The organism is Tropicimonas aquimaris (assembly GCF_042676185.1).
In the GTDB taxonomy this organism is placed as follows: domain Bacteria; phylum Pseudomonadota; class Alphaproteobacteria; order Rhodobacterales; family Rhodobacteraceae; genus Tropicimonas; species Tropicimonas aquimaris.
Window position 1 is genome coordinate 270,445 of the sequence record NZ_JBHTJT010000051.1, and the last position, 22,538, is coordinate 292,982.

Here is a 22,538-nt window from a genome sequence, read left to right on the forward strand (position 1 = left end):
ACAGGAGCCTTGACCAATGCGCGCATCAGCCTTCGAAGCGTCGCTGGCGGAAGCCAGGGACTACCCGCAACTCTGGCGGCTGGGTCTCGGCCTGGTGTTCATCGCCTTCATGTACGTGGCGATCGTGATCCCGATCACGGTGGGGGCGATCTTCATCCGGGCCCGGCAGATCGCAGCGCCGGAGGATCCGACGCCGCTGCACCTCGTCTCGGCCCTGGGCAGCCTGCAGGCCGAACTGACCGGCGCCACCGGGATCGCGACGCCGGAATCGGTGTTCTTTGTCCTCGCGACGTTCCTCGGCCTCTTCGTCGGCCCGCTGCTGGCCGCCGCGGCGTTTCATTTCCGGGGGCCGGGCTCGCTCTTCGGTGACCTGCCCGAGTGGACCGAGGGCTTCCTGACCGCGCTTGCCATGCTTGTCCCGGTCTACGCGGTGATGATCGGGCTGGGGTTCCTTGTCGATGCGCCGGTGCCCGGCCTGCCGCTTGCGGAGTGGCTTCGGTTCCTGCCCTTCGCGCTGGTGATGATCTTCATCCAGATCGGCGCCGAGGAGCTGGTGTTCCGCGGTTACCTGCAACAGCAGCTTGCCGCCCGGTTCGCCGCCCGCTGGATCTGGATGGGGCTGCCCGCCGTACTGTTCGCGGCGCTCCACTGGTCGCCGGTGGCCGGGGCGAACATGCCGCTGGTGCTGCTCTCGGCGCTGGTCTTCGGCCTGCTCGCCGCCGACCTGACCGAAAAGACCGGCAGCCTCGGCGCGGCGATGGGGCTGCACTTCGGCAACAACGCCGTCGGCATCCTCGGCGTCGCCACCGCCAACACGATCACCGGTCTCGCGCTCTACGTCACGGCGGAGCCGATCAGCGCCGGCGGAGCGCAGACGCTTTCCATCGTGGTCTCGATCGCTGTGCTCGTGCTCGTCTGGTGGCTGACCCGGCGGCGCCTCACCCGCTGAGCGGGCAATTGCATTTACCGGTCAGGCGGCATATCTCAGGCCCCGCAACTGGCGCGAAGGACCCTCCATGAACTGGATCTCCAACTACGTCCGGCCCAAGATCAACTCGCTGTTCTCCCGCCGCGAGGTGCCGGAGAACCTGTGGACCAAGTGCCCGGAATGCGGGACGATGCTGTTTCACCGGGAGCTGAAGGACAACCTGAACGTCTGCACCAGCTGCGACCACCACATGCCGGTGACCCCGCGGGAGCGGTTCGCGGACCTGTTCGACGGCGGCATCTTCACCGAGGTCGCGGTGCCCGAGCCGGTCCAGGACCCGCTGCATTTCCGCGACCAGAAGAAATATCCCGACCGGATGAAGGCCGCGCAGAAGGCCACCGGCGAGAAAGAGGCGATGCTCGTTGCCGAGGGCGAGATGGGCCGCACGCCGATCGTCGCCGCCGCGCAGGACTTCACCTTCATGGGCGGTTCCATGGGGATGTATGTCGGCAACGCGATCATCGCCGCCGCCGAACGGGCAGTGGAACTCAAGCGGCCGCTGATCCTGTTTTCCGCCGCCGGGGGCGCGCGGATGCAGGAAGGCATCCTGAGCCTGATGCAGATGCCGCGCACCACGGTCGCGGTCGAGATGCTGCGCGAGGCCGGCCTGCCCTATATCGTCGTGCTGACCCACCCCACGACCGGCGGCGTCACCGCGAGCTACGCCATGCTGGGCGACATCCACATCGCCGAGCCGAACGCGCTGATCTGCTTCGCCGGCCCGCGGGTGATCGAACAGACGATCCGCGAGAAGCTGCCCGAAGGCTTCCAGCGGGCCGAGTACCTGCTGGACCACGGGATGCTCGACCGGGTCACCGACCGCCGCAAGATGCGCGAGGAGCTGGTCACGATCACCCGGATGCTGCTCGGCCTGCCGCCGGCAGTGATGGGTGAGCTACCGAGCCCGTCGGACGCCGAACTGATCCCCGCCGACGTGCCGGCCGAGGCCAAGGCGCCCGCCGAGTCCGCGCCCAAGGCCGACGAGGCCAAGAAGGCGAACAAGGCACGGTGACCGCCCCCGACGATGCCCCCGTGACCGGCAGCGACGCGCTGCTGGCGCGGCTGAGCGGGCTGCATTCCACAGAGATCGACCTGTCGCTTGACCGGACGTGGCGCCTGCTCGCCGCGCTCGGCAATCCGCAGGACGCGCTGCCGCCGACGATCCACATCGCGGGCACCAACGGCAAGGGCTCGACCCTGGCCATGCTGCGGGCGGGGCTGGAATGCGCGGGCCTGCGCGTGCACGCCTATACCTCGCCGCATCTCGTGCGGTTCCACGAGCGGATCTACCTCGCGGGCGCGGATATCTCCGAACCGGCGCTCTCGGCGCTGCTGGAGCGGACGCTCGATGCCAATGGCGATGCGCCCGTGACCTTCTTCGAGGCCACGACCTGCGCCGCCTTCGCCGCCTTTGCCGAGACTCCGGCCGACGCGCTGCTGCTGGAGGTCGGCATGGGTGGGCGGATGGACACGACCAACGTGATCGCCGAGCCGCGCCTGACCGTCATCACGCCGGTCGCGATGGACCACCAGGCGTTTCTCGGCGACACCCTCGAGGCGATCGCCGGCGAGAAGGCCGGGATCCTGAAGCGCGGCGTGCCTTGCGTCGTCGGCCGCCAGGAAGAGGCGGCGCTCGAGGTGATCGAGGCGCGTGCCGCGCGGCTCGGCGTGCCGCTGCTCGCCCAGGGTCAGCACTGGCACACATGGGAAGAGCGGGGGCGGCTGGTCTATCAGGACGAGACCGGGCTGTTCGACCTGCCGCTGCCCGCGCTCGCCGGCCCTCACCAGATCGACAATGCCGGTATCGCCATCGCCGCGCTGCGTACGCTCGGCCACGACGAGGCCGCCTGCGAGGCGGCGATGACGGGCGCGCGCTGGCCGGCCCGGATGCACCGTCTTCGTCGCGGCCCGCTGGTCGAGGCCGCGTCGGACGCGGAAATCTGGCTCGATGGCGGGCACAACGCCCACGCCACCCGCGCTGTCGCCGCCACGCTCGACGCCCTTCCGAAACGGCCGACCCGGCTGATCTTTGCCCTGCTCGCCAACCGCGATCCCGAGGCCGTGCTGGCGCCGCTGGCCGGACGGGCCGACGGCCTGATCGCGGTACCAATCCCGGGCGAGAGCGCCGCCGCCGATCCGCAGGTGCTGGCAGACGCCGCGCGCAGGCTCGGCATCCCGGCAGAGGTGGCGCCCGATGTGGCCACGGCCCTTGCCGCCATCCGTGCCGAGACCCCGGCGGCGCGCGTCGTGATCTGCGGCTCGCTCTACCTCGCCGGCACGGTGCTGCGCGACAACGGCTGAGACCTGACTGCAACACATCGCCCGGCAGCCCCCTCGGGGCGTGGGAGACTGTCGCCCCTCGTGCAAGAGTTCCGGTGAGTTCGGTGAGAGGAAACGGCTGATGTTCAAGTGGTTGCGCAAGGCGAAGCGCCCTGAAAAGAGGGCGTCGATCGATGTCGACCAGATCCTCGCCGAGTTGGAGGCCCGCACCGGCAGCGCCGACCGGGCGAGCGAATTGCCTGCCTGGGCGCTGATACTGCGGTCGCCGTTCCGTCCCTGGCAGAGCGCCACTTCCTGGCTCGGTGGTACGCCTTGCGCGCCGCTCGAATTCGTCTGGCCCCTCGGGACGGATGGTGCGCCGCTGCACTTCCTCGCGCAGATCGACCTCGGGGCGTTGCAGCCCGAGCCGGAAACCGGCAGCCGGCCGCCGGGCCTGCCGGAAAGCGGTGCGCTGCTGGTGTTTGTCGGGCTGCACGACTACGCGGTCCGGATCATCGACGACAAGCGGATGCGGGTTGCCTCGCGGATCCCGGCGCCTGCCACGCTCGCGCCGATCAACGAGCTTGGCTATTTCGGCGATGCGCAGACTTTCAAGCGCTGGCCGGTCGATCCGGTCCCTTTCCTTGATCGCGGCGAGCAGCGCCCCTCGGCCTTTCCCGAGCTCTTTGCCGATCCAGCCGCGTGGATCGACACTTGGGCTCTTGCGGAACTTGACGCGCGACTGCTGCTTCAGGGGTTGCAGCGTGAGCTTCGCTTCGGGGAGGAGTTCTTCAGCCGAAAGGCACATTGGCCCGACCCGCCTACGAAGGTGATTCTGCAGAAACAGGCCTTCTACTCCCTGCTGATGGAGGATGCGCCGGCGCTGCTGGCCAAGCTGGAGCCCTGGCATGCCCGCGCCGCCGCAGAGCCGCCAGAAGGCTCAGTGGACGCGGCTGCTCTGGGCGCTCTGTTGGTAGAGCGCCGGGCACTGATGTACGGGATGCCGAACTATCCCGTGAAGCCGCTTATGCTCGGCAGCCCGGACGCGCTCTGGGGCGCTTTGCGCACGCAATATCGCGATGCCTTCGCCGCCACCGACTTCCAGGCCATTCCGGAAGGGGTGCGCGGCTTCGTCGAGGCGCGGATCACCGACTGGCGCGGCCACCGGCTGTTCGGACTGGAGCCGGAATTCCCGAACAATTCAGAGGATCTGCGCGGCCAGGACGTGTTCATCAGCATTCATGCCGATGCATTGCTCAACACGGAATCCGAGCACGATTACGGAATGTCGGTCTGGTGCGCATGTGATGGGCTGGCCGAGGGTCGCCACTACGACGGGCAATTCATCCGGCACTGCGCTGTATGATCTTCTCAGGCGCAGCCCAGTCCGCCGACTGCATCTCCCGCAGCCGGCTCGCCGTGCGCTCGAACTCGAACGAGCCCTCGCCTTCGAGGTAGAGCAGCTCCGGCTGGGCCGCGGCGGAGCAGATCAGCCGCACCTTCGCTTCGTAGAGCGCATCTATCAGAGTCACGAAGCGGCGCGCCTCGTTGAAGTTGGACCGCCCGAGGCAGGGAATGTCGGTGAGCACCAGCACCTTGGCGACCTCGGCGATGGCGAGGTAGTCGGCCGGGCCCAGCGGGTGGCCGCAGAGGTCGAAGAAGCCGGCCCGCGCAACGCCGTTGCGGAACGCCGGGATCTCCACCGGGCGGGCCTTGACCGTTAGCACCAGCGGCGGCGCGTCGCCGCCCGAGAGGTCGTCCCAGATCTGCTGGATCGCCGACCGCGCGGCATGATCGTTCGGCGTGAAATAGACCGGCGAGCCGGCGAGCCGGTCCTGACGGTAATCCTTGTCCGACGCCAGCTCGCGCACCACCATCCGTTCCTTGATCATCTCGATGAACGGCAGGAAGAGCTGGCGGTTCAGCCCGTCCTTGTAGAGATCGTCCGGCACCCGGTTCGACGTGGTCACTACCACCACCCCGGCCGCGAACAGCCGCTCGAACAGCCGGCCGACGATCATCGCGTCGGTGATGTCGGTGATCTGCATCTCGTCGAAGCAGAGCAGGTCGACATGGGCGATCACCTCGTCCGCCACCGGAAGGATCGCGTCCTGCACCCCGCGCTTGCGGGCCTCGTGCAGGCCGGCGTGCACCTCCTGCATGAAAGCATGAAAATGCACCCGCCGCTTGCGCTCGCTGCGCACCGCTTCGAAGAACATGTCCATCAGCATGGATTTGCCCCGGCCGACGCCGCCCCAGAGATAGAGGCCGCGCACCGGTTCCGGCGCCGCAGGCTTGGAGAACAGCCCGCGCAACCCGCTCCGCGCGGGGGCGGCGGGCCGGTGCGCAAGCTCGTGGCGCACCCGCTCGAGCTCCGGCAGGGCGGCGGCCTGTGCCGGGTCCGGGTTCAGCAGCCCGTCGGCGGCGCGCTCGTTGTAGATGTCGATCAGCGTGCGGGTCATTTCTGGGTGTTTAGGCGGCATGGGCCGGTTTGAAAAGCGCGCAGCGGCAGCCCTCGCCAGACTTCACGGATGTTGATGAATTGCATCACCTTTCTGCGATTGACCGTGTCGGGCCGGCTCTGCACCTTGCCGCAATGGAAACGCGCGCTCCCCTTCTTACGCCCGTGCTCGTCGCGGGCTGCCTCATCGTTCTGGTCAGTTTCGCGATCCGGGCGTCCTTCGGGGTGTTCCAGATCCCGATTGCCGAGGATTTCGGCTGGCTGCGTGCGGAGTTCTCGCTGGCGATCGCGATCCAGAACCTCGCATGGGGCATCGGCCAGCCGGTCTTCAGCGCCATCGCCGAACGGTTCGGCGACCGCCGCGCGATCATCGCCGGGGCGCTGGTCTATGCGCTCGGGCTGGTGCTCTCGGCTCTCGCCACGACGCCGCTGCAGCACCAGATGCTCGAGGTTCTCGTGGGCTTCGGCATCGCCGGCACCGGCTTTGGCGTGATCCTCGCCGTCGTGGGCCGCGCCGCCAGCGACGAGAACAGGTCCATGGCGCTGGCCATCGCCACCGCCGCCGGCTCCGCCGGACAGGTTTTCGGCGCGCCGGTGGCCCAGTGGCTGCTCTCCGTCATGCCCTGGCAGAGCGTCTTCCTCGTGTTCGCCGCCGCGGTGCTGGCGAGCCTTCTGGTGCTGCCGATGATGCGGAGCCCCGCGCCCGCGACCCGCGCCGAACTCGAGGAGAGCATGGGCGAGGTCCTGCTCCGCGCCTTCCGCGATCCGTCCTTCGCGATGATCGCCGTCGGGTTTTTCAGCTGCGGCTACCAGCTCGGCTTCATCACCGCGCATTTCCCGGCCTTCATCACCGAGATCTGCGGCCCGATCCAGACCGGCGGCGTGCTCGACAGCCTCGGGGTGAGCACCACCAGCGCGCTCGGGGCCATCGCCATCAGCCTCATCGGGCTCGCCAATATCGGCGGCACGCTTTACGCCGGCTGGCTCGGCAAGCGACACTTCCGGAAATACCTGCTCGCCGGTGTCTACACCGCCCGGACGCTGGTTGCCGCGGCTCTCATCCTGATGCCGATGACGCCCGGAACCGTGGTGATCTTTTCCATCGCCATGGGGGCGCTGTGGCTGGCGACCGTGCCGCTGACCAGCGGCCTCGTCGCGCATATCTACGGGTTGCGCTACATGGGCACGCTCTACGGCTTCGTGTTCCTGTCGCACCAGATCGGCTCGTTCCTCGGCGTCTGGCTGGGTGGCTGGATGTACGACCTGACCGGCAGCTACACGGGTGTCTGGTGGATCGGCATCGGCGTCGGCGCCTTCTCCGCGGTGATCCACCTGCCGGTGCGGGAAGAGCCCCTCCGGGTCCGGATGCAGCCCGCCTGACCCTGCCGCAGGCAGACGCGCCGAAGGCGCGCCACGCCCCGAACGGCCGGAGGCGCGTCAGCGCCGGAGCCGGAGGGGGAGCCCCCTTCCGGTTCCGGATGTAGTTCTAACGGGCGTCCGGCCTATGCCGCCTCCTCGACGCTCAGCAGGCCTTCGGCCACCAGCCGGGCGGCCCAGCCTTGCGGTCCCTCGAACAGGTGGGTCTGCCAGCCCCGGGCCTCGGCCGCCGCGATATTGTCCGCCCGGTCGTCGGTGAAGAGGATGCCGTCCGGCGCGCAGCCGCAAGACGCCTCGACCATCTCGTAGATCTTCGCGTCCGGCTTGATCACACCCATGTGGCCCGAGATGTGCAGCGCGTCGAACTCGTTAAGGAAGTCGTAGGCGCCGGAGGCGACCTCGAAGGTGCCGATGCCGAAGTTGGTCAGCGCATGGACCGGCACGCCCCGCCCCCTCAGCGCCCGCAGGAGCCTTACCGAATGGTCGATCGGCGGCTGGGCGAGGTCGATCCAGCGGTCGTGCCACATGCGGATCTCGTCGCGCCACTGCGGATAGGTCTCCGCCGTGGCATAGATCACCTCGCGAAAATCACCGCCCCGGTCGACCTCGTCGTTCATGCCGTGCAGGTCGACCTCGGCGAACATCGCCTCGCGACGGTCGCGGCCGATCACGGCGTCATAATAGCGTTCGGGTTGCCATTCGATCAGCACGTTGCCGATGTCGAAGATCACGAGGTCCACGGGCATGGGGGAGCTTCTCCAAATCAGGGTCGCGCCTACCCTCGCCGTTTGGCCTCCCGTGTCAACGCCCGGTCCAGCGCCTGGGTGAAGCGGGATCGGTCTGCCTTGGAAAACGGCCGTCCGCCGCCGGGGCGCAGCGGATCCGCGCTGCGCAGGTCGGTCATCAGGTTGCGGGTGGCGAGCACGTTGCCGATGTTGCGGTCGGTCAGCTCCTCGCCGTCGGGTTTGAGCACTAGCGCGCCGGCGGCCACGCAATCGGAGGCGAGCGGGATGTCGGCGGTGATCACCACGTCGCCGGGCCCGGCGTTGGCCGCGATCCAGCGGTCGGCCACGTCCAGACCCTCGTCGACATAGATCACCCGCACCAGCGGGTTGTCCGGCGCGCGGATGCCGCCGTTGCACACCAGCACCATGGGCACCTGGTAGCGGGTCGCCACCCGCTCGGCTTCCACCTTCACCGGGCAGGCGTCGGCGTCGACATAGACCGTGGTCACGCCAGCCCCAGGGCGTCGGCGTGGAAGGCGACGTGGTCGCCCATGAAGGTCGAGACGAAGAAATAGGAGTGGTCGTAGCCCTTCTGCATCCGGAACTGGCCTGGCTGACGGCGGGCGGCCATCGCCTCGGCCAGCGCTTCCGGCTTCAGCAGGTCGAGGAACTGGTCCTCGTTGCCCTGGTCCACCAGAACCGGCCCGCCGAACCCGCTCTCTCGCATCAGCAGCGTCGCATCATGGGCGGCCCAGGCGCTCTCGTCGTCCCCGAGATAGGCGCCGAGCTGCTTGCGGCCCCAGTCGGACTGCGTGGGGTGGGCGATGGGCGCGAAGGCCGAGACCGAGGCGAAACGGCCCGGCAGGTTCATCGCGAGGGTGAGCGCGCCATGCCCGCCCATGGAATGCCCGGTGATCGCCTGGCGGTCGGGGTCGATCATGAAGGCGTTGTCGAGCAGGCGCGGCAGTTCCTCGGCCACATAATCCCACATGCGGAAATGCGGGGCCCAGGGGGCTTGCGTCGCATTGACGTAGAAGCCCGCGCCCTGGCCGAGGTCGTAGTCCTTGTCGTCGGCCACGTCCTCGCCGCGCGGCGAGGTGTCGGGAAAGACCAGCGCGATCCCTGCCCGGGCGGCATGCTGCTGGGCCGCCGCCTTCACCATCGCGTTCTCGTGGGTACAGGTCAGCCCCGACAGGTACCACAGCATCGGCACAGGGGCGGTCGCAGCCTGCGGCGGCAGGTAGAGCCCGAAGGTCATCGGGCAGCCGCAACTGTCGGAATGATGCCGGTAGACGCCCTGAATGCCGCCGAAGCTCCTGTTCTCGGAAATCGTGTCCATCGCCGCCTCCTTGGGTTTCCCGTCAGCCCTACCGCGCACCAGATGGCCGGACAAGGGCCGCTGCGGGCCTATTGGCCGACCCAGGCGATGATGGTCGAAACCGTCAGCACCGAAGCGGCGGTCGAGACGAGGATTGCCGTCGAAGCCCGGTGCGGCGCCACTCCGTAGTGCCGCGCGAGGATATAGACATTGCCCGCCACCGGCAGCGAGGCCGCGGCGATCATCACGCTGGCGGAGTAGGGCTCGACCGGGAACAGCCAGAGCGCAGCCACCGCCACCGCGGCGGGGTGCAGCACCAGCTTGCAGACCGACAACCATACCGCCACCGAGAGCCGCTCGGCGGATTTCGAGGCGAGCGAGGCACCGATGGCGAAGAGCGCACCGGGTGTGGCGGCGGCGCCGAGCAGGGTCAGGAACTCGTTCATCGGGGCGGGGATCGGGATCTGGAGTGCCGCCCAGGTGAACCCCGCGGCGATCGAGACGATCATCGGGTTGCGCAGCAGCCCGCGCGCCACCGACATCAGCACGCCCAACGCGACCCGGCCGTCGCGGCTGGCGGTGATGATAATGACGATGAGACTGCTGAACACCAGCAGGTCCACTGCCAGCACCAGCATCACCGGGCCGATCGCCGCCTCGCCCAGCAACAGCACCAGCATCGGCACGCCAAGGAAGCCGACATTGCCGATCACCGCGCATTGCGCCTCGACGGCCGCCTCGTCCATCGGCCGCTTCCGGATCAGGGCGACGCCGGTGGCGAGGATGTAGACCACCAAGGTTCCGGCGAGGTAGGCCGTGACGAAGGTCCAGTCGAGCACCTCGCCCAGCGACAAGTTCGCGGAGAATCGGAACAGCATCGCGGACAGCGCGAAGTAGAAGACGAACTTGGTCAGCCAGGCTGTCGCTTCATCGGGAAAGAACCGGATCCGCCCGGCACCGTAGCCGAGAGCAATCAGACCGAAGAAGGGCAGGGTTTTCAGAAAGATCGGCAGCATGATCAGCCCCTAGCACGCGCCCGTGCCGCCGTCACCGTCGGGTTTGCGGCATCGCATTCGAAGTGCTCTGAAAGTACCGCAAGCTTCCGTAAGGTAAGTGTGCTATGATTCCCGCGTTCCAAAGTCTTTTTTAAAGGAGTTTTCACATGTTCAGGTTTGTCTTCGTGTTGACGGTTGCGGCCTCGCTCTGGTCCTCGCCCTCTGCCGCCTATTTCGCTTTCGAGATGCCGCATCTGAGCTTCCCGTCCGAAGAGCAGGGCAGCGCGGCGCCGGTCACCCGCGGTGCGGGATCTGTCGTGACCCAGGCGACCCCCGGGCAATAGCGACACCGCAGGCAGTGGGCCCCACTTGCGGAAACTGAACCGAACGGTTTAAACTCTGCTCGCACGAGGAGGGCCGCGTTTGAACGTCGCTGCGAACCGTATCAGGCGTGGGCGCAAATTCGACCAGGTGGTCGGCGGCGCCCGCGAAGTCTTTCTTCAGTATGGGTTCGAAGGCGCCAGCGTGGACGACATCGCTCGTGCGGCCGGCGTCTCCAAGGCGACGCTCTACAGCTACTTCCCGGACAAGCGGTTGCTGTTCCTAGAAGTTGCCAAGGTCGATTGCTGCCAGCAGGCCTACGACGCGGTCGAGGAGATCGACCCGACGCTGCCGGTTCGCGACGTTCTCGCCGCGACGGCAACGCAGATGATGTGCTTCCTGCTTTCGGACATCGGCCGGGCCGTTTTCCGGATCGTGATCGCCGAGGCGGAAAGGTTTCCCGAGCTCGGCCGCGAATACTGGCGCAACGGACCGGCGCGGGCGCGTCACATGCTGATCGGCTATTTCCGCCATGCCATCGCGCGCGGGGAGTTGAAGATCGACGACCTTGAGCTGGCGGCCGATCAGTTCATCGAACTGTGCAAGGTGGATCTGTTCCCGCGTCTGCTGCTCGGCGTGGATACCGACTTCGATGCGAAGGATTACGACCGCATTGCGCAGGGTGCGGTCGAAATGTTCATGGCGCGCTACGGCGCCTGACGCGCCCCCGCGCCGGTGGCGCGGAGGCGACGACGCAGTTCCCGTCGTTCAGAAGATGAAGTCGGACGCGGTCAGCGTGCCGTCAAAATCCTTGAGGAAGATATCGGAATTGTCGTTGAAGGCTATGAGCGTTCCGCCGTCTTCCTGGGTGATGGTCAGCCTGGACAGGGAATTCGCTTTCGTGATCTCAATCTTGTCCTGGGACTGGGTGAAGTCGGTGATGGTGTCGGAGCCGAACTTGCCACCCTTGAAGATGAACTTGTCTTTGCCGCCCCGCCCCTCAAACCAGTTGTCCTTGTTGTTGCTGATGAAGCGGTCCTTGGTGCTGGTTCCGACGATCTTTTCGATGTTCGACAGTGTGTCCGTCGTGCCGAAGCCGTCCCGCACCTCGCCCGTGTACATGTTCACGATGATGCCGTCATAGCCACCCTCGATCGAGTCGCGGAAATACAGCGCAGTGTCGAAGCCCTTGCCGCCGCCAATGAGGTCGTCGCCTCTGAGGCCTGCAAAAACATTGTCTCCGTCATCGCCCTTGAACGAGTCGTCGCTGACCGTGCCGAAGACCTGATCGATACCGATCAGAGTGTCGACTTCCCCGTCCGGACCGATGGCTTGCTGGTTCGCCAGGTCGACGTCGATGCCTTCCGCTGTGGGCCGACGATCATAGCTCCAGAACGAGTAGCTGACGGTGTCGTACTTTTCGATAGACCCGATGTAGGTATCCGCGCCGCCCTTGTCCTTGATGAAGGTGCCGCCGCCCCTCGCATCGACTGTATCGTCGCCGCTGCCGGTCGACACGTCCATGCCGGTGCCGTTCGTGGGGCCGACAAAGGTGCTGCCGCCCGCAACGAGGTTGTCGTAGGTGCGGGACGCATTCTCGAGGTAGTAGTGATGGAATTCGTCGGCATCCAGCGAGATGCCCGTCATCTTGACTTCGAGATCTCCGGACTTGTCGTACCACTTGATGCCCTTGATGTCGCCAGAGGTGATGATCTGTTCACCCTTGTACTTGCCGGAGCTCGGCTTGTAGGTCTCCAGGTTTTCGAAGGTGATCTTGATCTTCCAGGGCGATTTGGTTGGGTCATAGGTGCCAGCGATGGATGCATCGTAGCGCATCACCATGAACCCCTTGCTCACATTGAACTGCACGACGCTGTAGTTCTCGAACTGTGAGTACCCGTAATGGTAATTGTGCGCTTTCGTGTAAACTACTCTGGCCATGAATTATCCCCCATACAGACCATAATGCGTGTGGCGATGTCTTCCGGAATCGCCATGTCGCTACCAGTAGCGAAGACTATCAGGCGGATTGCACATGAGGGAGTCCCCCAATGAATTCCGCAGGTAACGATTGCCTCATCGGCCGGTTGGGGATCTGCAGCGTTCTTTGTGGCAGAGGCCCAGCCCGGCCACAAAGCTTAAGTATCTGTAAATCATGAAATATGCATGGGTCGTGATAAGCCTGCTGACGGGCGCCTCTTACAGGGGCAAAACCGCCAGGGCGCGCGCGCATTGTCTACTGAGACAGGAAGGAGCGTTTCCAGTCAGAAAAAGAAGTCGCTTCCGCGCAGGTCTGCCGTCCAATCGACGAGGAAAACCTTTGAATCGTCGTTCAGCTCGATCCAGGTGCCCGAGCTCTGGTGGGTGATCGTCAGGTCGCGGATCCTGTCGGCGGCCAGGATCTCGATCTTGTCGCCATCGCTGCGGGAGAAATCGTCGACGTAGTCGGTTCCGAAATCCCTTCCCTTGAACACGAACCGGTCGGCGCCGTCGCGGCCGCGGAACCAGTTGTCGACCTCGTTGCCTATGAAGATGTCGTCGGTGTCGGTGCCCTCGACCTCCTCGATCTTCGTGACCTGGTCGAGGGTGCCGAAGCCGTCCCGGATCTTGCCGGTGATCAGGTTGGCGACGATCCCGTCATATCCGCCGGCGCCTGCGTCCTGGTAATACTGCACGCGGTCGTCTCCGCCGCGGCCGTTGATCACGTCGCGGCCGCGCAGGCCGACGAATGCGTTGTCGTCGCCGTCTCCGCTCAGGGTGTCCTTGCGGTTGGTGCCGATCACGCGCTCGATATCCACCAGCTTGTCGACCTTGCCGTCCGGTCCCACGGCGCGCTTCTTGGCCAGGTTGACGTCGACGCCCCGGTTCAGGGGCTGATCGGTCCGGTTCCATTGGTCGTAGGCGACCGAGTCCCACCGGTCGCTGTCCGTGCCGATATAGCGGTCCGCGCCGCCGGCATCCTTGATGTAGCTGCCGCCCGGTCCCGCGTTCACCACGTCGTTGCCGGCGCCGGTCGTCACGTCCACGCCGCTGTTAGCCGATTTCGGCCCGGTGAAGGTGCTGTTGTCGGCGACGAGGTTGGCATAGAGCTTGTTGGGGTCTTCGCGCAGGTACTGGTGGAACAGACCGGCCTCCAGGCCGATGTCTGTCATCTTGACCTGGGTCTTGCCGGCCTTGTCGAACCACTCGATCCGGTTGACCTTGCCGTTGGTGATGAGCGTTTCGCCGGCATAGTCGCCATGGTCGGGCTTGTAGGTGTCGAGTTTCGACAGGGTGATGGTGACCGACCAGGCCGACCGCTCGGGATCGAAACCGCGCCCTGCCTCCTTCTGGTCATAGACCAGCCTGATGATCCCGTCTTTCGCGTTGAACTTCGCTATCTGATAGTCTTCGAGGTCGGAATACCGCCCGAGGTAGCTCTGATTGTTCGTGAATGCGACTTTTGCCATGGCCTGTAACCCCCTGCAGAATAAACGTGTTCGACTCTCGAAATGGCCGACGGAATCGCACCCATACGCGACGACCCCGGGGAGGCTATCAGAATTTCTTTTTGGAATCGACGCTTACGGCCGTTTGGATCAATCCAGCCTGCGCACCTGCAATTGATTGCCCGGTCCGCGGCGCGTTTCGAAAATCTTGATCGATTCCACGAGGTCCGAGAGCTTCTTCTTGCCGTAGGTGCGGGTGTCGAAATCCGGGTTGGCGGAGACCACGAACTGACCGAGCTGGCCGAGGGTATACCAGTCGTCATCCTGGTCGATGCCGTCCATCGCCTTGAGGATGAGATCTCGCGCCTCGGTGAGCGGTTTGGCCTTGGCGGCATCCTTGCGCGTGCTGGCGGGCTCGGCGTCGCTTGCGGCGCGGGTGTCGATGTTCTCGAGATAGATGAAGCGCTTGCAGGCCTTGCGGAAGGCCTCCGGCGTCTTGCGTTGCCCGATGCCGTAGACGTCGAGGCCCTGTTCGCGGATGCGGCTCGAAAGCCGGGTGAAATCGCTGTCGGAGGAGACCAGCACGAAGCCGTCGAAGCGGCCGGTATGCAGAAGGTCCATCGCGTCAATCACCAGCGCGATGTCGGAGGCGTTCTTGCCCACGGTATTGGCGGGCTGGTGATGCGGCACGAGACCGAACTCCGCCTGGACCTTGGACCAGCCCTTCATCTGGCTGGACGAGAAGTCGCCGTAAACCCGGCGGACGGAGGCTTCGCCATAGGCGGCGATCTCGTCGAAGATCGCCTTGGCGAATTGCGGCGAGGTGTTGTCGGCGTCGATCAGGACGGCGAGGAGCGGTTGTTGGTCGGGCATGTTTGCCTTTGTTGGTTGGCGGCGGACCGGGGATTTTGCACCCCCGGACCCCCGCAAGATGTATTCAGTCAGAAGAAGGGGCCCGTTAGCGCAAAGTTCAAGGGCTCAGTAGACCACCACCGAGCGGATCGATTCGCCGGCATGCATCAGGTCGAAGCCCTTGTTGATCTCGTCGAGGCTGAGCGTGTGGGTGATCATCGGGTCGATCTCGATCTTGCCCTGCATGTACCAGTCGACGATCTTGGGCACGTCGGTGCGCCCGCGGGCGCCACCGAAGGCCGTGCCTTTCCAGACCCGCCCGGTCACCAGCTGGAACGGCCGTGTGGAGATCTCGGCGCCAGCCGGCGCCACGCCGATGATGATCGATTCGCCCCAGCCCTTGTGCGCCGATTCGAGCGCGGTGCGCATGACGTTGACGTTGCCGGTGGCATCGAAGGTGTAGTCGGCGCCGCCCTTGGTGAGGTTCACGAGATAGGCGACGAGATCGCCGTCGACCTCGGCCGGGTTCACGAAGTCGGTCATGCCGAAGCGCTCGGCCATCTCGACCTTGGCGGGGTTGAGATCGACGCCGACGATCTGGTCGGCGCCCGCGAGCCGCAGCCCCTGGATCACGTTGAGCCCGATGCCGCCCAGCCCGAAGACGATGGCGCGGCAACCGATCTCGGCCTTGGCGGTGTTGATCACGGCGCCGATGCCGGTGGTGACGCCGCAGCCGATGTAGCAGATCTTGTCGAAAGGGGCGTCGGGGTTGACCTTTGCCAGCGCGATCTCCGGCAGGACCGTGTAGTTGGAGAAGGTCGAGCAGCCCATGTAATGCAGGATCGGGTCGCCATCGAGCGTGGAGAATCGCGAGGTGCCGTCCGGCATCAGGCCCTGGCCCTGCGTCGAGCGGATCGACTGGCAGAGGTTTGTCTTGGGGTTGAGGCAGTATTCACATTCGCGGCATTCGGGCGTGTACAGCGGAATGACGTGGTCGCCCGGCTTCAGGCTGGTGACGCCCTCGCCGACTTCGAGCACGATACCGGCGCCTTCATGGCCCAGAATCGCAGGAAACAGGCCCTCCGGGTCGGCCCCGGACAGGGTGAACTCGTCCGTGTGGCAGATGCCGGTGGCCTTGATTTCAACGAGGACTTCACCGGCGCGGGGGCCCTCCAGGTTGACCTCCATCACCTCCAGCGGCTTGCCAGCCGCCAGTGCAACCGCTGCGCGCGTTTTCATCGTCGTTTCCTCTCGTTAAACTGCGGGCAAACCGTGGGCGATGCGCCCGGACAATGCAACCTGCGAGGATGAGATGCGTTTGAAATTTGCCGCGCTGCCTGCCTGCCTTCTGGGGCTGGCCGCCTGCGACCCCGTCGTGACCGATCCGATCACCGAGTCGACCTTCGTCGCCAACCCGGCGCCGCCGCCGGTGGTCGACCCGATCCCGCCGGCGGACCCGGTGGCGGTCTCGCCGATCGACGGTGGCGGCAATGCCCAGCCCGGCGTCGACCCGGCGCTGGAGCTGGTCGAGGTCAATCCCTACGGCGAGGTGCGCGAGGGCGCCGGTGGGCTGACCGAGCGCCTGCCGGACACCTGCAAGCTCGGCGAGGTGCAGCAATATATGGGCCAGAGCGGTGCCTCGGTGGAAGCGGGCGGGCTGACCATGCCGTACCGCGTGGTCGGGCCGACCGATATCGTGACCCAGGAATACAACCCGACGCGGATCAACTTCTTCGTCGACTCCGCCGGGCAGGTGACGCGGATCTCCTGCGGCTGAGGTCGGCGGCCGATCAGTCGCCCGCCGCTGCGGCGAGCCCTGCGGCGCGCGTGGCGTCGAGCGTGCTCGCGGGCGAGAGCGCCTGCGGGTCGACCTGCAGGTCGATCAGGGCCAGCGTCCCGGCGGTGCGTGCGGCATCGAAGGCGGCGGGGAAGTCCTCGTCGCGGGTGACGGTGGTGCCCCAGCCGCCATAGGCGCGGGCCAGCAGCGGCAGGTCGGGGACGTGCAGATCGGTGCCGATGACCCGGCCCGGATAGCGGCGCTCCTGGTGCATCCGGATCGTTCCGTAGCGGCCGTTGTTCACCACCAGCACCACGATCGCCGCGTCGTGCTGCGCCGCGGTCGACAGCTCGTTCACCGTCATCTGCAGGCAGCCGTCGCCGACGATGCAGACCACGCAGCGCTCCGGGTGCTCGATCTTGGCGGCGATGGCCGCGGGCAGGCCGTAGCCCATGGAGCCCGAGGTCGGGGCGAGCTGGGTGCCGTAGCGCTTGTAGCGGAAATAGCGGTGCACCCAGGCCGCGAAATTGCCGGCGCCGCTGGCGACGATCGCGTCTTCCGGGAGATTGTCGGACAGCCAGCGGATCACCGCCTCCTGCCGTAGGGCGCCGGGGGTCTGCACCGGTTCCTGCCAGACCTCGAAATCGGCGCGCGCCTCGGCGGTCCATGTCCGGCTGGTGATCAGCGGCGCGGCATGGGCCGCGAGCGCCGATATGGCGTCTGCCGTGGGCGCGGCGAGCGCAAGCTGCGCGGGGTAGAGACGCCCGAGTTCATCGGGATCGGGATGTACATGGATCAGCATGCGTCTGGGGTCGGGGCGCGCCGGGTCTAGGAGTTCGAAGCCGCCGGTCACCGTCTCGCCGAGCCTTGTGCCGAGCGCGAGGATCACGTCGGCCATCGCGAGCCGCGCGCCCAGCTCCGGGTTCATGCCGACGCCGAGGTAGCCCACGTAGTTCGGATGGCGGTTGTCCATGAAGTCCTGCCGCCGGAAGCTGACCGCGACCGGCAGGTCGAGGGTCTCGGCGAAGATCTCGAGATCGCGGGTCGCCTGGGCCGACCAGCCCGGGCCGCCGGCGACGACCAGCGGCCGCCGGGCGAGGCGCAACGCCCGCATGACGGCGGTCGCGAAAGCTTCGCGATCGGTTGGTGGCGCGAAGGTGGTGGGCGGGATATCCGGAACCGTGGCGCTGGCGGAGAGCATGTCCTCGGGGAGCGCCAGAACCACCGGGCCGAGGCGGCCCGAGAGCGCGACGTTCCAGGCCCGCGCGATGTATTCCGGGAGCCGCTCCGTCTCGCGCACCTCCGCGGCCCATTTGACCAGCGGGCCGAAGAAGGCGGGCATGTCGACTTCCTGGAAGGCGTCGCGGTCGCGATGCTTGCGGTCGATCTGACCGACGAAGGCGATCATCGGGGTGCTGTCGTGCTGTGCGATGTGCAGCCCGGCGCTGGCGTTGGTCGCCCCGGGGCCACGGGTGACGAAGAGGATGCCGGGGGTGCCGGTAAGCTTGCCGTGGGCTTCGGCCATCATCGCCGCGCCGCCCTCCTGACGGCAGGTGATGGTGTCGATGCCGCTCTCGTGGAGCCCGTCGAGCGCAGCGAGGAAGCTCTCGCCCGGCACCGAGAAGACCCGGCGGACGCCGCGGAGCTTGAGTTGATCGACAAGTATCTGCCCGCCGTGTCGTGACTGTGTCATGGCTGCCCTCCTCGTTCGCCCTGCGTCGCGGCCGGTTCCTGGCCGCGCGGAGCTTGTGTCCCTGCCACCGAGGATGCCGCCGCGCGGGGGCACAGGCAAGCGCGGGCTCCCGCCCGTCGTCGTCGCATCGAAGATGCACCTCCTCCCGTTGGGCCGGGCCGCGCGCTGGCGCGCGGGGGGGGCGCGGATGACAGCGGTCGGGCCACCCGCGCGGCGGTTGCGCTCCATCCCGGGCGGCGTAGCGTCAGGTGGGGGATGGTTCATTAGACCTGTCTTGCAATGTGGACGGTTTCCCGAACCCCGCGCGCGCGGCGGCGCTGCATGCCTTGCTGGGATGAGGGGGCTGACCGCCCGGAGCGGGCGATGCTCTGCCGCCGTTCTTCCACCGTGCCTGCTTCCGTGAGGCGGTTGGGACCTTGGCGGCGAGAGGCTCGCGCCGGTTCTGGCCCAAGTCCTCGCGCTCAACGCGCAGGCGGCGTTGCGGCGGTTCGGCTATCTCAGCCTTTGTCCTCTCGTCCCCGGGGACGGCGCCGCGGCGAATGCACGCGACGCCGATTTCTGGGTCCGCAACGGGGCGGGCGAGCTGGTGTTTCGCACAAGGGCCGGGTGGTGAGCCCGGTCCTGGCTTCCGGTCAGCGCAGCCGTTCCAGCACGTCGGTCGAGGCGTAGCCGTCCGGGCGCATGCCGACGGATCGCTGAAAGCCCCGGATCGCCGCGATGGTGTTCGGGCCGATCCTGCCGTCGATGCCCTGAGTGTCGAAGCCGGCCCGCGTGAGCCGCTCCTGCATTTCGATCCGTTCGGCCAGCAGCAGCGCGCGCAGATCGCGCGGCCAGTCGCCCTGGATCGCGGGGCCGCCGCGGATCCGGTCGGCGAGGTGCCCGACCGCGATCACATAAGCATCGGCGCTGTTGTAGCGCTCCAGCACGTTGAAGTTGCGGAAAACCATGAAGGCTGCGCCCCCGGCGCCGCCGGGCAGCAGGATCGCGGCGGTGCCATGGTCGGGGACCGGGTCACCATGGATGTCCCGCACCCCGAGCGCCGCCCATTCGGAAGAGGGTTTCTTGACCGGGTGGCCGGTGAGCGAGACGTCGAACCCCTCGGGCAGGATGACCTCGATGCCCCATGGCTGCCCCTCGACCCAGCCCGCTTCCGCGAGATAGGAGGCGGTGGAGGCCAGTGCGTCGGTCGGGTCGTCGGACCAGATGTCCCGTTTGCCGTCGCCGTCGAAATCGACCGCGTGGGCGAGGTAGGAGGTCGGCATGAACTGGGTATGGCCCATCGCGCCGGCCCAGCTTCCTGTCATGCCCGGGGGCGTCACGTCGCCCGAGTCGAGGATCTGCAGGGCGGCGATGAGCTGGGCCTCGAAGAACGCCGACCGCCGACCGTCGAAAGCGAGGGTGGCGAGCGAAGCGATGGTGGGTTCGGAGCCGCGGAAGCTGCCGTAGGCGCTCTCCAGCCCCCAGATCGCGGTCACGATCTCGGCAGGCACCCGGTAGCGCTCCTCGATCTGCGCCAGAACGGCCGCGTGCTCGCGCAGAGCCTCTTCGCCGTTGGTCACGCGCAGCTCCGAGGCCGCGGTCTCGAGGTATTCCCATATCGTCTTGGAGAACTCCGCCTGGTTGCGGTCGCGCTCGATCGCGTCGGTGTTGAAGCGGATGCCGGAAAGGGCGCTGTCGAGCGTTGCCGACGAGATGCCCTGTTGCGCCGCCCGTTCCCGGAAGGCGGGGATCCATTGTTCAAAAGCGATGTTGGACACCTGCACCTCCGACGCCTGCGCCGATGCGAGAATCGGCCGTGCCTCGGGCCGGAGGGATATCTCGATTGCGTTCATGCCGGCGCTTGATTCCACCGGAATGGCCAGTGCCAATGACGCTGCCAGTATACTTGCTCTGCCTGTCATGGTGGCTCCTGCTCGCCATCCGTTGTTTTGCAGGAGTGTAGCCCCGTGCGGCCTTTCGGCAAAGAGATTTGCCGGGGGCTGCACGGAGATTTGCCGATGGGCCCGACGGGCTCACTTGCGCTTGCGGGTGACCTTGCGCTTGCTGCGGGTCGGGCGGCTGCCGCCGGGGGGGCGCTTGGACTTGTCGCCGAAGGAGCGCTCGCGGGCTTGCGTCTTACCGGGCATCCGTCGGGCCGGCTTGCCGCGGTTGCGGGGCGCGGAGGAGGGTGCGATCTGTTCGCCGTCGAGCGACAGCAGCTCCAGCATAAGCCCGCCGGTCACCGGCACGGCCTCGGTCAGGCGGACCAGAACACGCTGGCCGAGCGAGATCACCCGACCGCTGTCGGAGCCCATCAGAGTCTGCGCCTCGCGGTCGTAGTGGAAGAACTCGTTGCCCAGAGAGCGGATCGGGATCAGCCCGTCGGCTGCGGTCTCGTCGAGCTTCACGAAGACGCCGAAGCGGGCGATACCGGAAATCCGACCGGGGAACTCGTTGCCCACGCGCTCGGAGAGGTAGGAGGCGAGGTAGCGGTCGGTGGTGTCGCGTTCGGCGGCCATCGAGCGGCGTTCAGTTTCCGAGATGTGCTCTGCGGTGGATTCCAGCCGGTCGATGTCGTCCGGCGACAGCCCGTCCTTGCCCCAGCCATGGGCCGAGATCAGACCGCGATGGACGATGAGGTCCGAATAGCGGCGGATCGGCGAGGTGAAATGGGCGTAGGTCTTCAACGCCAGGCCGAAATGCCCGAAGTTCTCCGGGTTGTAATAGGCCTGCGTCATCGACCGCAACGTGCTGAGGTTGATCATCTCGGCCAGGTCTGTGCCGGCGGCGTCGTTCAGCAGCTTGTTGAGGTGGCTGGTGTGCAGCACTTGGCCCTTGGCGAGCGTGAAGCCGCTGGCCTGTGCCGTTTCCCGCAACGCATCGAGCTTCTCGGGGTTTGGCTCCTCGTGCACCCGGAACACCAGCGGCGTGCGCTTGTGGGTCAGGGTCTCGCCGGCGGCGACGTTGGCCAGCACCATGAATTCCTCGATCAGGCGATGGGTAACCAGCCGGTCGCGGAAGTTGACGGAGAGCACCTCGCCCTTGTCCGAAAGCACGATCCGGCGTTCCGGAAGGTCGAGATCCAGCGGCTGGCGCAACTCGCGGGCGCGGGCGGCGGCGAGGTAGGCGGCGTGGAGCGGTTTCAGCACGTCCTCGAGCAGCGGGCCGCATTTGTCGTTGGGCTCGCCGTCGAGCGCCTTCTGCACTTCCTCGTAATTGAGCGAAGCGATGGAGCGCATCAGGCCGCGATGGAAGCTGTGGCCGATCTTCTGGCCCTGCTCGTTCAGGCGCATCCGCACCGCGATACAGGCGCGCGGCACGCCTTCGTGCAGCGAGCAGAGGTCGCCCGACAGACGGTCCGGCAGCATCGGCACGACGCGGTCGGGGAAGTAGGTGGAGTTGCCGCGTAGCCGCGCCTCTGCGTCCAGCGCCGTGCCAGGGCGGACATAGTGGGCGACGTCGGCGATCGCGACCCAGACGACATGGCCGCCGGGGTTCTTGGGGTCGTCGTCGGCATGGGCATAGACGGCGTCGTCATGGTCGCGCGCGTCCGACGGGTCGATGGTGATGAGCGGCAGGTCGCGCAGGTCCTCGCGGCCGGACAGGCCGGCGGGCTTCATCCGGTCGGCCTCCTCGATCACCTTGTCGGGGAAATCGTCGGGGATGCCGTGCTGGTGGATGGCGATCAGCGAAACCGCGCGCGGCGCCGAGGGGTCGCCCAGGCGTTCGGTGATGCGGGCGGTCGGCAGACCGAGCTTGCCGCGCGGGCTGGCCTGTTCGGCCTCCACCAGTTCGCCGTCCTTTGCGCCGTGGGTGGCGCCGGCGGGCACCTGCCATTCGCGGTCCGCGCCCTTGTCGATCGGGGTGATCCGCCCGCCCTCGGTGCGTTTGCGATAGATCCCGAGGATCTTGTGCGGGTTGTGACCGATGCGGCGGATCAGACGGGCCTCGTACTGGTGCCCGTCGGCACGCACCTCGGTCATCCGGCCGAGGATGCGGTCGCCCTCGCCGAGCGCGGGATCGGCCTCGCGGGGAATGAACAGCACCCGCGGCTCCGGACCCTCGCCGTGCCATTCTAGCGGCTTGGCGAAGAGATCGCCGTTGGCGTCGGGGGCGAGCACCTGCAGCACAGTGACGGGCGGCAGCTTGTCGGGGTCCCGGTAGTGCTTGCGGGCCTTCTGCAATTGGCCCTCCTCCTCCAGCTCCTTGAGCATGCGCTTGAGGTCGATCCGAGCCGCTCCCTTGACCCCGAAGGCCTTTGCGATGTCGCGCTTGGAATTCTGCGTGGGGTTCTGCGCGATCCAGTCGAGGACCTGCGCCTTGGTGGGAAGCTCTGCCATGATCGCGAGGTAGCATGGGGGCGGG

General features: G+C 66.8%; 20 protein-coding genes. 8 read left to right on the top strand and 12 right to left on the bottom strand.

The annotated features are described in order from the left end of the window. Positions 1–16: 16 nt before the first annotated feature. The 4 genes from ACFQ2S_RS22400 to ACFQ2S_RS22415 all read left to right on the top strand — a co-directional run bounded on the left by ACFQ2S_RS22400 (position 17) and on the right by ACFQ2S_RS22415 (position 4,613). Positions 17–949, top strand: a complete 933-nt coding sequence (locus ACFQ2S_RS22400; protein ID WP_386078269.1) for a CPBP family intramembrane glutamic endopeptidase — start codon at positions 17–19, stop codon at positions 947–949. Positions 950–1,016: 67 nt separating this feature from the next. After that, the gene (accD, locus tag ACFQ2S_RS22405) at positions 1,017–2,000 is read left to right on the top strand and encodes an acetyl-CoA carboxylase, carboxyltransferase subunit beta (protein ID WP_386078272.1); all 984 of its coding nucleotides are present in this window, start codon (positions 1,017–1,019) and stop codon (positions 1,998–2,000) included. Continuing rightward, the gene (locus ACFQ2S_RS22410; RefSeq protein WP_386078275.1) at positions 1,997–3,289 is read left to right on the top strand and encodes a bifunctional folylpolyglutamate synthase/dihydrofolate synthase; all 1,293 of its coding nucleotides are present in this window, start codon (positions 1,997–1,999) and stop codon (positions 3,287–3,289) included. Before accD ends, ACFQ2S_RS22410 begins: the two co-directional genes overlap by 4 nt. Before the next feature lie 100 nt (positions 3,290–3,389). After that, on the top strand, positions 3,390–4,613 hold the full coding sequence (locus ACFQ2S_RS22415; protein WP_386078277.1) for a DUF1963 domain-containing protein: 1,224 nt from the start codon (positions 3,390–3,392) through the stop codon (positions 4,611–4,613). Here the strand turns inward: ACFQ2S_RS22415 and zapE are convergent. After that, on the bottom strand, positions 4,591–5,709 hold the full coding sequence (gene zapE, locus ACFQ2S_RS22420; RefSeq protein ID WP_386078280.1) for a cell division protein ZapE: 1,119 nt from the start codon (positions 5,707–5,709) through the stop codon (positions 4,591–4,593). The genes ACFQ2S_RS22415 and zapE overlap by 23 nt on opposite strands. Before the next feature lie 134 nt (positions 5,710–5,843). Here zapE and ACFQ2S_RS22425 point away from each other — a divergent pair, with 134 nt between their 5' ends. Beyond that, a complete protein-coding gene (locus ACFQ2S_RS22425; protein WP_386078283.1) occupies positions 5,844–7,088 on the top strand; it encodes an MFS transporter in 1,245 nt (414 codons plus the stop codon). Positions 7,089–7,210: 122 nt separating this feature from the next. Here ACFQ2S_RS22425 and ACFQ2S_RS22430 read toward each other — a convergent pair whose 3' ends face one another. The 4 genes from ACFQ2S_RS22430 to ACFQ2S_RS22445 form a co-directional block, all read right to left on the bottom strand. After that, the gene (locus tag ACFQ2S_RS22430) at positions 7,211–7,831 is read right to left on the bottom strand and encodes an HAD family hydrolase (protein ID WP_386078286.1); all 621 of its coding nucleotides are present in this window, start codon (positions 7,829–7,831) and stop codon (positions 7,211–7,213) included. A gap of 29 nt (positions 7,832–7,860) precedes the next feature. Further along, positions 7,861–8,319 carry a YaiI/YqxD family protein gene (locus ACFQ2S_RS22435; protein ID WP_386078288.1) on the bottom strand — a complete coding sequence of 153 codons (459 nt, stop codon included), beginning with the start codon at positions 8,317–8,319 and terminating at the stop codon, positions 7,861–7,863. Beyond that, complete coding sequence (gene fghA, locus ACFQ2S_RS22440) at positions 8,316–9,149, bottom strand: S-formylglutathione hydrolase (RefSeq protein ID WP_386078291.1); 834 nt, start codon at positions 9,147–9,149, stop codon at positions 8,316–8,318. Before fghA ends, ACFQ2S_RS22435 begins: the two co-directional genes overlap by 4 nt. Before the next feature lie 68 nt (positions 9,150–9,217). Then, entirely contained in the window at positions 9,218–10,144 is a 927-nt protein-coding gene (locus ACFQ2S_RS22445) for an AEC family transporter (RefSeq protein WP_386078293.1), read from the bottom strand. A gap of 146 nt (positions 10,145–10,290) precedes the next feature. On the opposite strand from ACFQ2S_RS22445, the gene ACFQ2S_RS22450 reads away from it, so the two are divergent. Both ACFQ2S_RS22450 and ACFQ2S_RS22455 read left to right on the top strand, forming a co-directional pair. After that, a complete protein-coding gene (locus ACFQ2S_RS22450; protein ID WP_386078296.1) occupies positions 10,291–10,467 on the top strand; it encodes a hypothetical protein in 177 nt (58 codons plus the stop codon). 79 nt (positions 10,468–10,546) lie between these two features. After that, complete coding sequence (locus tag ACFQ2S_RS22455) at positions 10,547–11,164, top strand: TetR/AcrR family transcriptional regulator (protein ID WP_386078298.1); 618 nt, start codon at positions 10,547–10,549, stop codon at positions 11,162–11,164. Between the two features lie 48 nt (positions 11,165–11,212). On the opposite strand, the gene ACFQ2S_RS22460 is transcribed toward ACFQ2S_RS22455, so the two are convergent. The 4 genes from ACFQ2S_RS22460 to ACFQ2S_RS22475 all read right to left on the bottom strand — a co-directional run bounded on the left by ACFQ2S_RS22460 (position 11,213) and on the right by ACFQ2S_RS22475 (position 15,963). Beyond that, positions 11,213–12,385 (bottom strand): hypothetical protein, encoded by a 1,173-nt coding sequence (locus ACFQ2S_RS22460; protein ID WP_386078301.1) that lies wholly within the window; start codon positions 12,383–12,385, stop codon positions 11,213–11,215. Positions 12,386–12,708: 323 nt separating this feature from the next. Beyond that, positions 12,709–13,893: a hypothetical protein gene (locus ACFQ2S_RS22465; protein ID WP_386078304.1), complete on the bottom strand. Its 1,185-nt coding sequence runs from the start codon at positions 13,891–13,893 to the stop codon at positions 12,709–12,711. Positions 13,894–14,022: 129 nt separating this feature from the next. Further along, positions 14,023–14,745: an NYN domain-containing protein gene (locus tag ACFQ2S_RS22470; RefSeq protein WP_386078306.1), complete on the bottom strand. Its 723-nt coding sequence runs from the start codon at positions 14,743–14,745 to the stop codon at positions 14,023–14,025. Between the two features lie 105 nt (positions 14,746–14,850). After that, a complete protein-coding gene (locus tag ACFQ2S_RS22475; RefSeq protein WP_386078309.1) occupies positions 14,851–15,963 on the bottom strand; it encodes an S-(hydroxymethyl)glutathione dehydrogenase/class III alcohol dehydrogenase in 1,113 nt (370 codons plus the stop codon). Positions 15,964–16,036: 73 nt separating this feature from the next. Between ACFQ2S_RS22475 and ACFQ2S_RS22480 the strand changes: the two genes are divergently transcribed. Beyond that, complete coding sequence (locus ACFQ2S_RS22480; protein WP_386078312.1) at positions 16,037–16,501, top strand: I78 family peptidase inhibitor; 465 nt, start codon at positions 16,037–16,039, stop codon at positions 16,499–16,501. A 13-nt stretch (positions 16,502–16,514) separates the two neighbouring features. Here ACFQ2S_RS22480 and ACFQ2S_RS22485 read toward each other — a convergent pair whose 3' ends face one another. The 3 genes from ACFQ2S_RS22485 to rnr all read right to left on the bottom strand — a co-directional run bounded on the left by ACFQ2S_RS22485 (position 16,515) and on the right by rnr (position 22,513). Beyond that, complete coding sequence (locus tag ACFQ2S_RS22485; protein WP_386078314.1) at positions 16,515–18,194, bottom strand: thiamine pyrophosphate-binding protein; 1,680 nt, start codon at positions 18,192–18,194, stop codon at positions 16,515–16,517. Between the two features lie 632 nt (positions 18,195–18,826). After that, on the bottom strand, positions 18,827–20,095 hold the full coding sequence (locus tag ACFQ2S_RS22490) for a lytic murein transglycosylase (RefSeq protein ID WP_386078316.1): 1,269 nt from the start codon (positions 20,093–20,095) through the stop codon (positions 18,827–18,829). Between the two features lie 111 nt (positions 20,096–20,206). Further along, the gene (gene rnr, locus ACFQ2S_RS22495; RefSeq protein ID WP_386078319.1) at positions 20,207–22,513 is read right to left on the bottom strand and encodes a ribonuclease R; all 2,307 of its coding nucleotides are present in this window, start codon (positions 22,511–22,513) and stop codon (positions 20,207–20,209) included. Positions 22,514–22,538: the final 25 nt, after the last annotated feature.

Bases quoted from the DNA above. Each gene is read 5' to 3' on its own strand.
- ACFQ2S_RS22470 (WP_386078306.1), bottom strand. From the start codon at position 14,745: ATGCCCGACCAACAACCGCTCCTCGCCGTCCTGATCGACGCCGACAAC.
- zapE (WP_386078280.1), bottom strand. From the start codon at position 5,709: ATGACCCGCACGCTGATCGACATCTACAACGAGCGCGCCGCCGACGGG.
- ACFQ2S_RS22430 (WP_386078286.1), bottom strand. From the start codon at position 7,831: ATGCCCGTGGACCTCGTGATCTTCGACATCGGCAACGTGCTGATCGAA.
- ACFQ2S_RS22465 (WP_386078304.1), bottom strand. From the start codon at position 13,893: ATGGCAAAAGTCGCATTCACGAACAATCAGAGCTACCTCGGGCGGTAT.
- ACFQ2S_RS22485 (WP_386078314.1), bottom strand. From the start codon at position 18,194: ATGACACAGTCACGACACGGCGGGCAGATACTTGTCGATCAACTCAAG.
- ACFQ2S_RS22460 (WP_386078301.1), bottom strand. From the start codon at position 12,385: ATGGCCAGAGTAGTTTACACGAAAGCGCACAATTACCATTACGGGTAC.
- ACFQ2S_RS22415 (WP_386078277.1), top strand. From the start codon at position 3,390: ATGTTCAAGTGGTTGCGCAAGGCGAAGCGCCCTGAAAAGAGGGCGTCG.
- ACFQ2S_RS22450 (WP_386078296.1), top strand. From the start codon at position 10,291: ATGTTCAGGTTTGTCTTCGTGTTGACGGTTGCGGCCTCGCTCTGGTCC.
- accD (WP_386078272.1), top strand. From the start codon at position 1,017: ATGAACTGGATCTCCAACTACGTCCGGCCCAAGATCAACTCGCTGTTC.
- ACFQ2S_RS22445 (WP_386078293.1), bottom strand. From the start codon at position 10,144: ATGCTGCCGATCTTTCTGAAAACCCTGCCCTTCTTCGGTCTGATTGCT.
- ACFQ2S_RS22400 (WP_386078269.1), top strand. From the start codon at position 17: ATGCGCGCATCAGCCTTCGAAGCGTCGCTGGCGGAAGCCAGGGACTAC.
- ACFQ2S_RS22480 (WP_386078312.1), top strand. From the start codon at position 16,037: ATGCGTTTGAAATTTGCCGCGCTGCCTGCCTGCCTTCTGGGGCTGGCC.
- ACFQ2S_RS22475 (WP_386078309.1), bottom strand. From the start codon at position 15,963: ATGAAAACGCGCGCAGCGGTTGCACTGGCGGCTGGCAAGCCGCTGGAG.
- fghA (WP_386078291.1), bottom strand. From the start codon at position 9,149: ATGGACACGATTTCCGAGAACAGGAGCTTCGGCGGCATTCAGGGCGTC.
- rnr (WP_386078319.1), bottom strand. From the start codon at position 22,513: ATGGCAGAGCTTCCCACCAAGGCGCAGGTCCTCGACTGGATCGCGCAG.
- ACFQ2S_RS22490 (WP_386078316.1), bottom strand. From the start codon at position 20,095: ATGACAGGCAGAGCAAGTATACTGGCAGCGTCATTGGCACTGGCCATT.
- ACFQ2S_RS22425 (WP_386078283.1), top strand. From the start codon at position 5,844: ATGGAAACGCGCGCTCCCCTTCTTACGCCCGTGCTCGTCGCGGGCTGC.